General features: G+C 73.5%; 13 protein-coding genes and 1 pseudogene. 3 read left to right on the top strand and 11 right to left on the bottom strand.

Annotated features, from left to right (window positions below):
* Window positions 1-83: 83 nt before the first annotated feature.
* Complete coding sequence (locus tag ABD994_RS30150; protein WP_345425026.1) at window positions 84-827, bottom strand: metal-sulfur cluster assembly factor; 744 nt, start codon at window positions 825-827, stop codon at window positions 84-86.
* Complete coding sequence (locus tag ABD994_RS30145) at window positions 824-1,891, bottom strand: amidohydrolase family protein (protein WP_345425024.1); 1,068 nt, start codon at window positions 1,889-1,891, stop codon at window positions 824-826. The genes ABD994_RS30150 and ABD994_RS30145 overlap by 4 nt, the downstream gene beginning before the upstream one ends.
* Window positions 1,892-2,070: 179 nt before the next feature.
* Here ABD994_RS30145 and ABD994_RS30140 point away from each other — a divergent pair, with 179 nt between their 5' ends.
* A complete protein-coding gene (locus ABD994_RS30140; RefSeq protein ID WP_345425023.1) occupies window positions 2,071-2,763 on the top strand; it encodes an NAD(P)H-binding protein in 693 nt (230 codons plus the stop codon).
* On the opposite strand, the gene ABD994_RS30135 is transcribed toward ABD994_RS30140, so the two are convergent.
* From ABD994_RS30135 to ABD994_RS30105, 7 genes are all read right to left on the bottom strand, one after another.
* Window positions 2,760-3,725, bottom strand: a complete 966-nt coding sequence (locus ABD994_RS30135; RefSeq protein ID WP_345425022.1) for a glycine betaine ABC transporter substrate-binding protein — start codon at window positions 3,723-3,725, stop codon at window positions 2,760-2,762. The two genes, ABD994_RS30140 and ABD994_RS30135, sit on opposite strands and share 4 nt — an antisense overlap.
* 116 nt (window positions 3,726-3,841) lie before the next feature.
* On the bottom strand, window positions 3,842-4,867 hold the full coding sequence (locus ABD994_RS30130) for a glycine betaine ABC transporter substrate-binding protein (RefSeq protein ID WP_345425019.1): 1,026 nt from the start codon (window positions 4,865-4,867) through the stop codon (window positions 3,842-3,844).
* Window positions 4,868-4,974: 107 nt separating this feature from the next.
* The gene (locus ABD994_RS30125) at window positions 4,975-5,790 is read right to left on the bottom strand and encodes an ABC transporter permease (RefSeq protein WP_345425016.1); all 816 of its coding nucleotides are present in this window, start codon (window positions 5,788-5,790) and stop codon (window positions 4,975-4,977) included.
* The gene (locus ABD994_RS30120; RefSeq protein WP_345425028.1) at window positions 5,787-6,848 is read right to left on the bottom strand and encodes an ABC transporter ATP-binding protein; all 1,062 of its coding nucleotides are present in this window, start codon (window positions 6,846-6,848) and stop codon (window positions 5,787-5,789) included. The genes ABD994_RS30125 and ABD994_RS30120 overlap by 4 nt, the downstream gene beginning before the upstream one ends.
* 52 nt (window positions 6,849-6,900) lie before the next feature.
* A complete protein-coding gene (locus ABD994_RS30115) occupies window positions 6,901-7,587 on the bottom strand; it encodes an ABC transporter permease (RefSeq protein ID WP_345425013.1) in 687 nt (228 codons plus the stop codon).
* Entirely contained in the window at window positions 7,584-8,555 is a 972-nt protein-coding gene (locus tag ABD994_RS30110; protein WP_345425010.1) for an IclR family transcriptional regulator, read from the bottom strand. Before ABD994_RS30110 ends, ABD994_RS30115 begins: the two co-directional genes overlap by 4 nt.
* Window positions 8,556-8,924: 369 nt before the next feature.
* On the bottom strand, window positions 8,925-9,692 hold the full coding sequence (locus tag ABD994_RS30105) for a DUF6474 family protein (protein ID WP_345425007.1): 768 nt from the start codon (window positions 9,690-9,692) through the stop codon (window positions 8,925-8,927).
* Between the two features lie 243 nt (window positions 9,693-9,935).
* On the opposite strand from ABD994_RS30105, the gene ABD994_RS30100 reads away from it, so the two are divergent.
* Window positions 9,936-11,651, top strand: a complete 1,716-nt coding sequence (locus ABD994_RS30100; protein ID WP_425550156.1) for a TM0106 family RecB-like putative nuclease — start codon at window positions 9,936-9,938, stop codon at window positions 11,649-11,651.
* A 3-nt stretch (window positions 11,652-11,654) separates the two neighbouring features.
* Here ABD994_RS30100 and ABD994_RS30095 read toward each other — a convergent pair whose 3' ends face one another.
* Together ABD994_RS30095 and ABD994_RS30090 are read right to left on the bottom strand one after the other, a co-directional pair.
* On the bottom strand, window positions 11,655-12,413 hold the full coding sequence (locus ABD994_RS30095; RefSeq protein WP_345425001.1) for an SDR family NAD(P)-dependent oxidoreductase: 759 nt from the start codon (window positions 12,411-12,413) through the stop codon (window positions 11,655-11,657).
* 91 nt (window positions 12,414-12,504) lie between these two features.
* Window positions 12,505-13,782, bottom strand: coding sequence for a class I SAM-dependent methyltransferase (locus tag ABD994_RS30090; RefSeq protein ID WP_345424998.1), 1,278 nt, complete (start codon window positions 13,780-13,782; stop codon window positions 12,505-12,507).
* A 252-nt stretch (window positions 13,783-14,034) separates the two neighbouring features.
* Between ABD994_RS30090 and ABD994_RS30085 the strand changes: the two are divergent.
* Window positions 14,035-14,403: pseudogene (locus ABD994_RS30085) on the top strand (hypothetical protein); the annotation flags it as partial.

Below are 14,403 nucleotides of genomic sequence, written 5' to 3'. Positions count from 1 at the left end.
AGCAACTGACCAAGGGGTGTTGCGACCACCGCACGAATCCGCCCCGAAGCAGCGAGAGCGCCGTTCGTTCGTCTCGGGACCGGTCAGACGCCGTAGCGCGCCGCGAGCTGGCCGCGGCAGATGCTCGTGTTCGCGTCGACGCCGACCTGGTAGCTGCGGGCCTTGCGCAGGTGCAGCGGGAGGGCGTCGACACCCACCGTCTTGCCTGTGGGGTCGACGACGAGCGGATCGGTGTCGTCCGCCGGGATGCCGAGCTCGCGGCGACGCTCGCGCAGGCGGCGGAGGTCGTCGGACGCCGGGGCGTCGCCCAGCGTCATGGCCGCGACCTGCTCCGGCGTGGCCCCCTCGCGCACCAGCGGGCGCACGACGAGGTCGGTGCCGGCCATCAGCGCACGCTCGGTGAACGTGCGCCGCAGGTCGTCGAGCTCGGCGACGGCCTCGCCGACCTCGGTGCCCGCCATCGACGAGACGAAGCCGGCGCGGGCCGCGACGCCCTGGTTGATGGCGTCGGAGGCGAAGTGGTCGGCGAGCACCACGTCGGCCCGTGCGACCCCGGGCGCCGCGGACACCGCGTCGTGGGCGTCCGCGACCATGAGGAACGCGAAGTTCGGGGCGCAGAAGTAGGTGGGCAGGCGCAGCGACACGTGCGCGACCCCGTCGCCGTCCACCGAGCAGGACCCGACGAAGTCGAGCGAGACGACGTCGGTGTCGAGCTCGGGGTCGCGCACGGTGCGCAGCGCCTCCCACACCCGCGCCGCGGTGCCCGTCGCGGCCGATGCCTCGGCCTCGTTGGAACCGGCGACGCGGGCGTCGGAGAGCAGCGTCATGCCTGGGCCACCGCCCCGTTGTCGACCAGCTCGGCGTCGTCGGCCGAGGCCGGCGCGCTGGTGTCCGAGGACAGCTGGCACTCGGCCGGCACCGGGATGTCGTAGAGCCGGGCGGCGTTCAGGCCCAGGATCTTCTTCTTGCCGTCGACGCCGAGACGGGGGTAGTCGTCGTACTCGGCGCTCTCCGGGAAGTCCCAGTCGACCAGGCCCTCGACCTGCCACTTCGGTTCCCAGATGTTGTAGTCCGAGCCGAAGGTCATCTTGTCCTCGCCGACCCAGAACAGCAGCTCGCCCATGACCTTGGCGAAGAAGCGCGGGCGGGCGTGCATGAGGCCGCCGAGCACGACCGAGAGGCCGGCGTAGACGTTGGGCTCCTGCGTCGCCATGAAGCAGAAGTCCTCGATGCGCGGCAGGCCGACGTGCTCGACGATGAAGTTGAGGCCCTGGAAGTCGGTGGCCGCGTGGTCGACGTCGGAGACGTCGAAGGCGTCCTTGTCCAGCGGCCAGATCGTCGGGCCCTTGTGGACGTGGATGTTCTTGATGCCCAGCTCCTGGGCGCGCTCGAGGAAGCGGTAGCACTCGGGGTCGGAGAGCTTGAACCCGCGCGAGTCGCCATTCCACTCCGCCGTGTACAGCTTGGCGCCGGTCGGCTGGTACCGCTCGACGTTGGCCTCGAACTCGCGCATGCCGGCGTCGCCGTCACGCGGGTCGAAGCGGGTGTTGACGCGGAACTTCTCCGGGTGCTTCTTGGCCAGCTCGCCGTTGCGCTCGCTGGTGTTGAAGCCGTTCTGGTACCACTCGCGCAGGTAGGTCGACTGGAAGATCGCGACGTCGACGTGGCCCTCGTCGAAGACCTCCCGCATCAGCTGCTCCTCGGAGACCTTCTGGAACTCCTCGAGCGACTGGTGGGTCTCCGCCGGACCCAGCGACTGGTAGGCGTGGAAGCACTCGATCCAGCCCTTGGCGTACTGCTCGGCCCCCTGCACCCAGTTCTCGGGCGAGGCGTCCCAGTAGTGCATGTGGGAATCGACGACGAAGTACTTCTCACCGTTCTTCTCGTACACGGCGGTGGCCTCCCGGGGGCGCGGTGACGGCCCGCGCTGTCGTGGTGGTGGTGGCTCTCAAACGCGGTCCACATCACACGTGATCGTCCGGTCGCGAGCAAGGGGATGGTTTCCACCGATCGCCGAAACGGGCATCGGCGACATCGGCGACGGACAACCAGGGCCGGTACGGTCGGGTGATGCGCCTCGTCATCGCGGGTGGACACGGCAAGATCGCGCTGCGGCTGGAGCGGCGGGCGGCGGCCCGGGGCGACGCGACCGTCGCGCTGATCCGCGACCCGGGGCAGTCGGACGACGTCCGCGCGGCCGGGGCCGAGCCGGTCGTGGCCGACCTCGAGGCCGTCGGCTCCGGCGAGCTCGCGACCCACCTGACCGGCGCGGACGTCGTGGTCTTCGCCGCCGGCGCCGGGCCGGGCAGCACCGCCGAGCGCAAGTCCACGGTCGACCGCGACGCCGCCCTGCTGCTGGCCGACGCGGCGGCCGCCGCCGGGGTGCGGCGGTACCTGCTCGTGTCGGCGATGAACATCGACAGCCCGCCCGCGCCGGAGGACGACGACTCGGTCTGGGCGCACTACCTGCGGGCCAAGAAGGCCGCTGAGGACGCGTTGCTCGCCCGGGCGGACCAGGGAGTCCTCGACCTGACGATCCTGCGCCCCGGGCGCCTCACCGACGACGAGGGCACCGGCCTGGTGCGCCTCGGCCCGGTCGGCGGCTCCCCGCCGGTCGGCTACGGCGAGGTCGCCCGCGACGACGTCGCCGCGGTCCTGCTCGCCCTGGCCGACAACCCGGCGTCCGCGGGGGCGGTGCTCGACCTCGTCGGTGGCACCGTGCCGCCCGCGCAGGCCGTCGCGGCCGCGGTCGGCGCCCCCTAACCGATCAGCCCCTGCTCCCGCAGGAACGAGCGCGCGACCTCGTCGGGGCTGCGGTTGCCGACGGACACGCGCTCGTTGAGCTGGCGCATCACCTGCTCGGTGAGCGCGGGCGCGAGCATGCGCCCGAGCAGGGCCATGCGCGGCGCGCGGGCGGCGACGTCGGTGCGGACGGTCAGGGCGGCGTTGTAGGGCAGGAAGTAGCCCTTGTCGTCGACGAGGGTCGACAGCCGCAGCGGGTTGAGCCGCCCGTCGGTCGCGAACACCTCGCCGAACGTGCACGGGTCCGCGGCGGCGAGGGCGGGGTAGATGTCGTCGATCTCGCGGGTGTCGAGGGCCTGGTCGTCGAGGGTGAGGTCGTAGGTGGCGAGCAGGCCCTGCAGCCCGTCCTCGCGGCCGGTGAACTCCTGGTCGACGCAGAGGGTGCCGCGCGGGTCGCCGCGCCGGACGACGGCGGCGAAGTCGGAGATCGTGCGCACGCCCAGCTGTTGCGCGAGGTCGGTGCGCACGCCGATGGCGTAGGTGTTGTTGAACGGCGTGGGGTCGAGCCAGGTGATGCGGTTGCCGGCGTCGGCGGCCTTGACGGCGTCGTAGAGCGTGGTCGGGTCGGCGATGGTCGACTCCTGGGACAGGTACGTCCGCCAGGCGGTACCCGTGTACTCCCAGTACATGTCGATCTGGCCGGTGGTCAGGGCCGCGCGGACGTTGGCCGAGCCCTTGGTGTCGCAGCGGTCGTTGACCGTCGCGCCGGTCGACTGCAGCAGCGCGATCGTCATCTTGCAGAGGATGACCTGCTCGGCGAACTCCTTGCCGCCGACGGTCAGCGTCTGGCCGGTCAGGTCGAGCTCGCGCGCGAGGCTCCCGGGCGGCGTGAGGCGCTCGGCCTGCCCGCAGGCGGTCAGCGTCGCGGCGAGGACGGACGCGAGGAGGGCGAGCAGGACCTGGGGGCGCCGCAGACGTCGCACGGGGCAGGACTCTCCGGGTCGGCGGTGTGGGGGTTGTCGGGTCCGTGACGACGACGGCCGGCCCGGATCCCGGTGGGGATCCGCGACCGGCCGCCGCTGTCACTCGGTCGGACGGATCAGCCGCCGCCGCCGATGAAGCCCTGCTGCTGCAGCCAGCGCTGGGCCACCTGGGCCGGGTCCTGGCCCTGCGAGGACACCTGCCCGTTGAGGTCCAGCATGACCGGGTCGGTCAGACGCGGGGTGATCGCGTCGAAGACCCGCTGGATCGACGGGTTCCGGTCGAAGACCTCCTGGCGGATGGTCGGCGACGCGTTGTACTTCGGGAAGTAGTTCTTGTCGTCCTGCAGCGTCACCAGGTTCAGGCCGGGGATGCGGCCGTCGGTGGTGAAGACCTCACCGAAGTTGCACGGGTTGCCGTTGGCGGTGGCCTGGTAGATGGCGCCCGTGTCGAGCGTGTTCAGCTTCGGCGGCCCGGACGGCGGGTTGGTGACGCCGTAGGTCCGGAACAGCCCGGCCAGACCGTCGTCGCGGCCGGCGAACTCGGCCTCGACGCAGGTGGTGGCGGCCGGGTTGCCGCTGTTGATGAAGTTGGCCCAGTCGGTCAGCGTGCGCAGGTTGTTCTGCTCCGCGAACGGCCGGGTCACCGCGATGCCGTACGTGTTGTTGAACGGCGACGGCGGCAGCCAGACGATGCGGTTCTGCTGCAGGTCCTGGTCGCGCACCGCGATGTACTGCTGCTGGGAGTCCGGGATCGGCGTCGTGTTCTTGAGGTGGGTGATCCACCCGGTGCCGGTGTACTCCCAATACATGTCGATCTGCCCGCCGACGAGGGCGGCGCGGGTCGACGCGGTACCGGTGATGTTGCAGCGGTCGTTGACGGTCGCGCCCACCGACTGGAGGGCCTGGATCGTCATCTTGCACAGCACGAGCTGCTCGTCGAACTCCTTGCCGCCGACCGTGTAGGTCTGCCCGGCGAGGTTGATGCCGCTGGCGGCCAGGCTGCCGCCCTGGGCCTGGGGCTGGCCACTGCCCGAGAGGCCGCCGCAGCCCGCGGCCAGGAGGGCCGTGGCGGCGAGCGTCACGGCGCCCGCCCGCCAGCCGGAGCGACGACCGGACCGGCCGCCGCGGAATGTCCACCGCACTGTCTTCTCCTTTTCCTCCGGGGATGGCCGGGCCTCGCCGGGGCGCGGACGGCCGAGTCGAAATCCAGGGGGCCCAGAATCAATCGGCCCAGCAGTTCAGGGCCGGTCTAGCCCGACCGGGCGACGACGATCCGCTCGGCCACGCCGGCGAGCCAGTCGATGAGCAGGGCGAGCGCGGCGATGATGCCGCCGGCCACGAGCAGGACGTTGATGCGGTTGAGGCGCAGTGCCTGCTGGACGAGCTCGCCGAGCCCGCCGGCACCGATGTAGCTGGCCAGGGTCGCGGTGCCGACGTTGAGCACGAGCGCCACGCGCAGGCCTGCGACGATGACCGGCACCGCCAGCGGGATCTCCACGCGGAAGAGCGTCTGGCGCGACGTCATCCCCATGCCCCGGGCGGCCTCGATGAGCGACTGGTCGACCTGTTGCAGACCGACCACGGTGTTGCGCAGCACCGGAAGCAGCGCGGCGATGGTGAGACCGATGATGGCGGTCCAGAAACCGAAGTCCAGCCAGAACGCCATGAGCAGCAGCACGCCGAACGGCGGCAGGGCCTGGGCGAAGCCGCCGACGGCGAGCACCGGGCCCTGGGCCCGCCGGGCGCCGCGCCGGCTCAGGATGATGCCCAGCGGCACGGCGATCACCAGCACGAGCACCGTCGACACCGCGGCCAGCTCGATCTGCTGCCAGAGCAGCTTCCCGACGTTGTCGACGGCGAGCACGCGCTGCTCGATGGTGTCGAGCTGCCGGGTGCCGACGTAGGTGAACAGGAACGCGAGCAGGACGATGATGATCGCCGGGAGGATCACCAGGTCGTAGTGCTGGCTCCACAGCGACGCGAGCCGGCTCTGCTCCTGCTGTTCCGGGGTCGGTTCGGCCTCGGAGGCCTGGGTGTCGACGGTCTCGCTGGTGGCCGTGCTCATGCGTCACGCTCACGGGTGCGCAGGCCGCCGACGAGGTCGTTCCAGTGCAGCACGCCCTGGGCGCGGCCCTCCTCGTCGACCACGGCGACGAGCGAGGCCGAGCCGTCGAGCATGACGTCCACGGCGTCGTAGACCGTGCCCGAGAGCGGGACCGTGACCAGCGCGGTGCTCGTGGCGTCCGCGCCGGGCAGGTGCCGCCACGACACCGGCTTGCCCGTGCCGTCGACCTCGGCGACCGGCGTGCCGTTGGCGTTGCCGACGGCCTTCTCGTCGGTCTCGATGGGGTGGAGCTCGAGGCGGGCGAGGTCGAGCAGCGACAGGCGCCGGACCGCCGCGCCGCCGCCGACGAAGTCGGACACGAAGTCGTTCGCGGGGCGGGTGAGGACGGTGTCCGGGTCGTCGTACTGGGCCAGCCGGCCCGTGGAGAACACGGCGATCTTGTCGCCGAGCTTCACGGCCTCCTGCAGGTCGTGGGTGACGAAGGCGATCGTCTTGCCGACCGTGCGCTGGATCTCGAGGAACTCGTCCTGCAGGCGGTCGCGGGTGATCGGGTCGATGGCGCCGAACGGCTCGTCCATGAGCATGACCGGCGGATCCGCCGCGAGCGCGCGGGCGACGCCGACGCGCTGCTGCTGGCCGCCGGAGAGCTGGCGCGGGTAGCGGCTGCGGAAGGTCGAGGGCTCGAGGCCCACGAGGTGGAGCAGCTCGTCGGCGCGCTCGGAGATGCGCTTCTTGTCCCAGCCGAGCATCTTCGGCACCACGCCGATGTTGTCGGCGATGGAGAAGTGCGGGAACAGGCCGCCCTGCTGGATGACGTAGCCGATCTCGCGTCGCAGCTGGTCGCCGTTGACGTGGGTGACGTCCTTGCCGTCGAGCAGGATGCGCCCCGACGTCGGCTCGATCAGGCGGTTGATCATCTTCAGGGTGGTCGTCTTGCCGCAGCCCGAGGGGCCGATGAGCATGACGATCTCGCCCTGCGGGATGGCCATGTCGAGCTGGCTCACCGCGGGCACCTCGCTGCCCGGGTAGACCTTCTCGACGCCCTCCAGGACGATCATGTCGGGCTTGCCGGCGCCGTGGGGCGTCTCGACGACGGGCTGGTCTGTGCTCTCAGACACGGATCCCCCTGGGAATGGTCAGGCGCTGGACGATGGCGAAGAAGATCTCGAAGACGGCGGCGACCACGAGGCACAGCAGCGTGCCCGCGAGCACCTGGTAGAAGGAGTTCGCCGCGCCGATCCGGGAGATCCCGTTGATGAGCAGGATGCCGAGGCCGGGGCCCTGCACGACGGCGCCGACCACGGCGATCGAGATGGAGATCAGCGTGGTGACGCGGATGCCGTTGAGGATGACCGGCCACGCCAGGGGCAGCTGGATGGTCAGCAGCCGCCGCGTGCGGCTGTAGCCGAGGCCGCGGGCGGACTCGAGCACGGCCCGGTCGACCGTGGTCAGACCGGCGACGGTGTTCCGCAGCACCGTGTAGAGCGTGTAGATGATCAGCACGATGATCGCCGTGGTGACCCCGAGCCCGGTGATCGGCAGGAAGAGCGCGAAGAGCGCCAGCGAGGGCACCGTGAGCAGCGCGGCGGTGAACACCAGACCGCCCTCACGGACGCCGGCGGCGAACCAGTCGAGCGAGAACCGTGTGGGGTTCGGCTCGCCGGTCGACACCAGCAGGCCGAGCACCACGCTGATCGCGGAGCCGACACCGACGGCGATGAGCACGACCAGGAAGTGGGCCTGGGTGAGGAAGAGGATCTGCTGGGAGTTGCTGGCCAGGTAGCTGAAGAAGTTCACGACGCTCCTCTCTCGGGAGCAGGGGGAGGGGACAGGGGGGACACGGCGTCGCTCGTGGTGGGCGGTCCGGCGCGGGCGGACGCGCGTCCCGGGGCTCCCGCACCCAGGGAGCGGGAGAGGTCGGAGGCCGCCCGCAGCACCGCGGCGCGGACCTCGTCGAGCACGGGGTCGACGCGCGACTCGGGGCCGCTGACCCCGAGCGCCGCGACGACGGTGCCGCTGGAGTCGCGTACCGGCGCGCCGATCGAGAGCAGGCCGCGGTCGGTCTCGTGGCGCGCCAGCGACCACCCCCGCCGCCGCTCGTCGGCCACGCGCGACACGAGCTCGTCGAGCGAGCGGGGCGCCGCGGGGCCGGCCGGGCCGAGGCCCTCGGGCACGATGATGCGCGCGATCGCGGCGGTGTCGAGATCGAACAGGAGTGCACGGCCCGTGGCGGTGCACGACAACGGCACGGTACGGCCCACCCAGCCCGCGGCGCGGAGCTCGCTGTCCGGGGCGGCCGTGCTGATCGTCATGACGCTGCCGCCGCTGCGGATGCCGACGTCGACGCGCTCGCCGAGCAGCGCCGCCTCGCGCGCGACCGCGGTGTCGGCCTCGTCGCGCAGCCGGCGGTCGACCGCCGTGGCGCCGATCGCGAACAGCCGGGTGCCGATCCGGTAGCGCAGCGAGCCCGGCTCGCGGTCGACGTACCCGGCGTCCGCCAAGAGCTTGAGCAGGCGGGAGACCTGCGACTTGTCGCGCCCGAGCTGACGGGCGATCTCCACCACCCCGAGCGACGACGGCCCGCCCGGGGTGCCGAGCAGGTCCAGCACGTCGAGCGCGCGGTGCACGGGGCCGCCCGCCTCGTCGCGGGGCCGGCGGCCGCGGGGTGCCGGAGCGGTGGCCGTGGGCTCGTCGGTGGCCAGGGCGCTGGTCGGGGTGCGCTGGGCGGGGGCGTCCGGACCGCCCGTGCGCGCACGTGGGCTCACGCGCCCGACCTCCCTCCCCGTGGTGTCCCGGCCGTTCCGACCCCGTCGAGGCGGGGCGTCTGCGGCAACGGGCGTTGTCCCTGCGACAACGGCTGCGGGGACAGTAAGCGTGACGGGTGGAGGTTGTCACCCCGTTCGTCGGACATTCGAGGGATGTTTCCGACCCGGCGGTGGACGCGCTCCGTGGCGCGTACCCGATCTCGATGTCCGGCGTGTGCGGTTCGGCCAGCTCCGGGCCCCCGTCGGGCGTGCCGGGAGTGCGGAGAGCAGCCCCGCGGTCACGCCGGGTGACAGTGGCGCGCAACGGGATCGTGATGTCGCGGGCGTCCCCAGGTGTAGCCCGAACGGGGCAATCGGTGCGCTGAGTGTCTACGTCGGGTTGGCGGCGTCGCGTGCGTCGATCGCCCGCCGCGGCGGATCGCCGACGCCCCACAGCCCGAGCAGACGGGTCTCGACGCGGTCGAGCTCGCCGGACACCGCGAGGTGGGCGCTGCGCCGACGGCTGCCCGGCATCTGCTCGGCGGCCCGCACCGCGGACTCGAGGTCGGTGAGGCGCTGCTCGGCGTCGTCGACGAAGGAGCGGATCTCCGCCGCGCGGTCGTCCTGGCCGGAACCGTGCCGGGTGCGCAGGTCACGCGCCGAGAGGGCGAGGTTGTGGATGCGCGCGTAGAGGGCCGCTCCGCGGCCGGTGAACTCGGAGAGCTCGTCGGGGGCGACCCCGAACTGCCGCGCGCGGTGGGCGTCCCAGCGCTCCCGCGCCGTGCCGACGGCCTGGTAGACGATCGGGGCCGCGATCGGGACGACGATGCGTGCGATGCCGATGTAGCGCTTGATCTTCGCGCCCGTCCAGGGGTCGACGCCGGCGTCGACGTCGCCGTCCCGGTCCTCCTCCTTGGCCGCCTTCTCCTCCGCCTTCCGCCGCTTCTTGGCGGCCTTGAGCGTCTTCTTGTCGCCGAGGATCGAGGCCTCCTGCGTCTCCGCGAGCAGGCGCTCGGCCCGCGCGGCGCGCTTGCGCTCCTTCTGCGCGGCGACGGCGAGGTCCGCGGCCCGGGGGCTGACGACGAACAGGTCGCCGCCGACCTCCAGCTCGTCCGCGGCCGTCGCGGTCCGCCCGCGCGAGCGCCGCAGCAGTCCCATGGAGCCTCCCGTCGTCGTGCCCGCGGCGTGCCGCACGCGGGCGAACGGCCAGCACCCTAGTGGCGGGGGCCGCGCCGCGTCGGGCCGAACACGCGCCGACCCGCGGCGCGCTCCCCGGGCGCCGCCCGTCACTCCCTGTCCCCGCCGGGTGTCGGGGGGTCGTGGGAGGCTCGGGGTGTGAGCACGACGACCGCCCGCGAGGCCGACGACGGGTGCGCGCCCGTCGGCGTCCCGCGCCCGGTCCTGCTCGACGCCGCGGCCACCACGCGCTGCCGCCGCCGGGTCCACCTCGAGCACGTGCCGCCGGAGGACTTCCCGGCCGGCACCCTCCCGGCCGACGACGACGCCGATCCGGGCGTCGCCATGCGCCGGGCCGACGCCGCGGCCCACCGCGCGGCGCTCGCCTCCCGGTGGGCGGAGCTGCTGGGGCCGCGCTGGATCGCCGTGCCACCCGCCGCCGGATCGCGCGAGCGCGCCGCGGCGACGCGGGCGCTGCTCGACGACGCCGAGCTGGCCGCCGACGTCGTGGGCGGTGCCGAGCTGCCCGCGGACGACGGCCGGCGCGGGGGCGCGGAGGCGCTGGTGCGGGCCGTCCCGGGCGATCCGGGATCGGGGTGGTGGCCGCTGATCGTCGTGCGCCACCGCGTCACCGATCCGGGGGAGGGCGCGCTGACCTCCCCGCTCGAGCGGCCGCACCCCGACGCCGCGGGGCCGGACGCAGCGCGCCGGGTCCGCACCGTCACGCGCGACGTCCTGCGCCTGGCCCACCTGCACCGCATGCTGCGCGCCGCTCGCCTCGCTCCGCCCGAGGCCGAGGGCGCGCCGGTGTGGGGCGGCGTCGTCGGGCTCGACGCCGACGTCGTCGTCTGGGTCGACCTCGCCGCGGGGTCGGGAGGCGCGGCCGGCGGCGCCCGCAGCGCGCTCGAGACGTACGACCGGCGCCACGCCGACCGGCTGGCCGTGGCCGAGGCGGCGCGGCACCGCGAGCCCGCCCTCGCCGAGCCCTCCCGCATCACCGAGTGCCGCCGTTGCCCCTGGTGGCCGACGTGCGAGGCGGAGCTGCGCGCGGTCGACGACGTCAGCCTCGTCGTGCGGGGCGACGCGGCGCTGGCCCTGCGCGGTCGGGGCATCACCACCGTCCGCCAGCTCGCCGCGCTCGACCCGGCGGCCGGTCTGCCCGGCCCGCCGCCCGATCCGGAGAGCGGTCTCGGCGACGGCCCCGAGGGCCCGGACCTCGTCGAGGCCGTCGCCCTGGCCCGCGCCTGGCGCCACGACGTGCCGCTGGTGCGCCGGGTCGTGCGGCCCCTCGTCGCGCGGGGCGACGTCGAGGTCGACGTCGACATGGAGAGCCTCGGCGAGGACGGCGCCTACCTGTGGGGCGTGCTGCTCTCCGGCGCCGACATCGGCCTGGAGCAGGGCTACCGCGGGTTCGCGACGTGGGACCCGCTGCCCACCCGCGACGAGGGCCGCTCGTTCGGCGAGTTCTGGACGTGGCTCTCCGACGTCCGCGCGCGCTGCGCCGAGCGCGGGCTCGTCCTGCGCGCCTACTGCTACAACGAGCAGGCGGAGAACCGCTGGCTGCGCGCCTCGGCCGAGCGGTTCGCTGGGATGCCCGGCGTGCCCCCGGCACCCGAGGTCGAGGAGTTCATCGCCTCCGAGGCCTGGATCGACCTGTTCCCCGTGGTCAGCGAGTCGTTCCTCTGCCCGCACGGCAAGGGCCTCAAGCGCGTCGCGCCCTCGGCGGGCTTCGCGTGGCACGACCCGGAGGCCGGCGGCGAGAACTCCATGCGCTGGTACCGCGACGCCGTCGGGCTCGACGGCGGCGAGCCGGACCCGTCGCAGCGCGAGCGCCTGCTCGTCTACAACGCCGACGACGTGCGGGCCACGTGGACGCTGCGCACGTGGCTGACCTCGGAGCGGGTCCTCGAGGTGCCCTACCTCTCCGACCTCACCGCCTGACGGTCACCGGGGCTGCATCCGCAGGGCGCCGTCGAAGCGGATGACCTCGCCGTTGAGGTAGTCGTGCTCGACGATCGCGGCCACGAGCGCGGCGTACTCGTCGGGACGCCCGAGGCGCTGCGGGAACGGGATACCGGCGGCGAGCTGCTCGCGGAACGACTCCTCGACCCCGGCCAGCATCGGGGTGTCGATGATGCCGGGGGCGATCGTCATGACGCGGATGCCGTACTGCGCGAGGTCCCGCGCGGCGGGCACGGTCATGCCGACCACGCCGCCCTTGGACGCCGAGTACGCGATCTGCCCGATCTGGCCCTCGTAGGCCGCGACCGAGGCCGTGTTGACCACGACGCCGCGGGCACCGTCGGCGAGCGGCTCGGTCGCCGCGATGGCCTCGGCGGCCAGGCGCATGACGTTGAAGGTGCCGATCAGGTTGACGGCGACCACCTGGTTGAACACCGCCAGGTCGTGCGGGCCCTTCTTGGACAGGACGCGCCCGGCGGTGCCGATGCCGGCGCAGTTGACGACGACCCGCAGCGGCAGGCCGGTGGCCGTCGCGGCCTCGACCGCTGCGGCCACCTGGTCGCCGTCGGTGACGTCCGCGCCCACGTACTCCACGCCGTCCAGTGCCTCGGCCCCGTCGACGGCCTTCGGCAGGTCGATCGCGACGACCCGCGCGCCGTCCTTCGCGAGACGGCGGACGGTGGCCCCGCCGAGGCCGGAGGCCCCGCCGGTGACGATCGCGGCGACGTCGGTGGTGTCCATGGCGGTGCGGGCTCCTCTACGGCGGCGGTACGGGTCCGGGCTGCTACCCGGATGCACGCTATCGCGACCCGTCAGAGCTGACCGTTACCGCTCAGGGGCGAGCGATCGCGAGCTGGTAGTCGTCGAGGTAGCCCGTCGCGAAGCCCGCCTCGGAGTAGGCGAGGTAGAAGTCCCACATCCGGACGAAGGTCTCGTCGAAGCCGAGCGCGCGCACCTCCGGCGCGCGGGCCAGGAAGGTGTCGCGCCAGCGGTGGAGGGTCTCGGCGTAGTCGAGCCCGATCGACCGGCGCTCGCCGACCCGCATCGTCGTGTGCTCCGCGAGGGTCTCGTCGATCGCCTCGAGGCTCGGGATGAGCCCGCCGGGGAAGATGTACTTGTGGATCCAGGTGTACGACGACTTCGTCGCCCGGAGCCGGTGGTGCGGCATCGTGATCGACTGCAGCCCGAAGCGCCCGCCCGGGGCCAGGAGCCGGTCCACGGTGCGGAAGTACTCGGGCCAGAACCGCTCCCCGACGGCCTCGATCATCTCGATGCTGATCACCGCGTCGTACTCGCCGGTCGCCTCGCGGTAGTCACGGACGTCGATGGTGATCCGGTCGGAGACACCCGCGCGCTCGGCCCGCAGCCGGGCCAGCTCGGCCTGCTCCACCGACAGCGTCAGGGTGGTGACGCGGGCCCCGCGACGGGCGGCCCGGATCGCCGCCTCGCCCCACCCGGTGCCGATCTCGAGCACGTGCTGGCCCGCCCGCACGCCCGCCAGGTCGAGGATCCCGTCGATCTTGCGGTGCTGGGCGTCGACCAGCGGCTCGCCCGGGCGCGCCGGGTCGAACCAGGCCGCCGAGTACATCATCGACTCGTCGAGGAACAGGGCGAAGAGGTCGTTGGACAGGTCGTAGTGCCGGTGCACGTTCTCCTGCGAGACCGACGGGTCGGCCGCCACCTCCTCCCGCGGCTGGCCGCGGTCGTAGCACCGGCGCAGGTTGCGCAGGGGGCGCGGGACGAGCTCCTCGACGTGGTCGGTGAGCGTCCGCAGCACCCCGACGAGGTCGTCGGAGTCCCAGTCGCCGACCATCCAGCCCTCGCCGAAGCCGATGAGGCCGGCCCGGCCGAGGCGGGTGAAGAACGCCTCCGGGCGGATGAGGCGCAGGCCCGGCCCCGACGGGTCGCCCTCGAGCGAGCCGTCGGGCCACACGAGGTGCATCGGGAGGCGGCGCACCGCCGCACGGACGAGGCCGCGGGCCACGGTCATGCGCAGCCGGTTCTCGCCCGGGTCCTGCAGCCCCGGCCAGACGCCCTCGGCGGGGCGCGGCACCACGCGGCCTGCCCCGGCACCGGCGGTGGCGGAGGTGGTGCGGGAGGTCGGTGACACGGTCGTGGTCCTCTCGTCCGCGGCCGGTTCCTCGACCGCTCGTGCTTCCTACTCGACGGCGGTCCCGGCGGACCGCCCGGCGCGACGTTCGTGATCGGGCGCCGGAGTGTTCGTCGGATTTCGCGGAGATCACTGAACGGTCGCTGTGAGCGCTGTCCGACGACCGCTCACCGAGCGTCCCGGTGCGTTACCGTGCGGAACCTGCCCAGGTCGGACGTCCTGTGTCCGGCGTCGGCCGCGGAGGGAGGTGCGATGGGCGTCCCCGAGCAGTTGCGCCGCCTCGACGAGGACCTGGCGACGGGCCGGGTCGACGCCGAGACCTACCGGCGGCGCCGCGACGCGCTCCTCGCCAGCCGCCTGCCGCCACCCCCACCGACCCCGCCGTCGCGCGACGACCTCGACGACAGCGAGCTCGACGCCGCCGAGCGGGAGCTCGGGTTCGACCCCGAGTTCGACGCCGGGGCGACCGGGGCCACGGGGGCGACCGGGGCGACCGGGGCGACCGGGGCGACCAGGGCGACACCGCCCGCCGACCCGCCCGCGCGGAGCACGCCCCCGGGCGGCACCGCCCGCACGCCCCCGCCCGGTCCGCCCCGGACGCCGCCCGGCCCCCACGGCGCG

It is taken from the genome of Actinomycetospora chlora, assembly GCF_039542135.1.
Lineage (GTDB): Bacteria > Actinomycetota > Actinomycetes > Mycobacteriales > Pseudonocardiaceae > Actinomycetospora > Actinomycetospora chlora.
The sequence above is the reverse complement of the archived record's forward strand: the minus strand, read 5'-3'. Positions and strand labels throughout refer to the sequence as shown.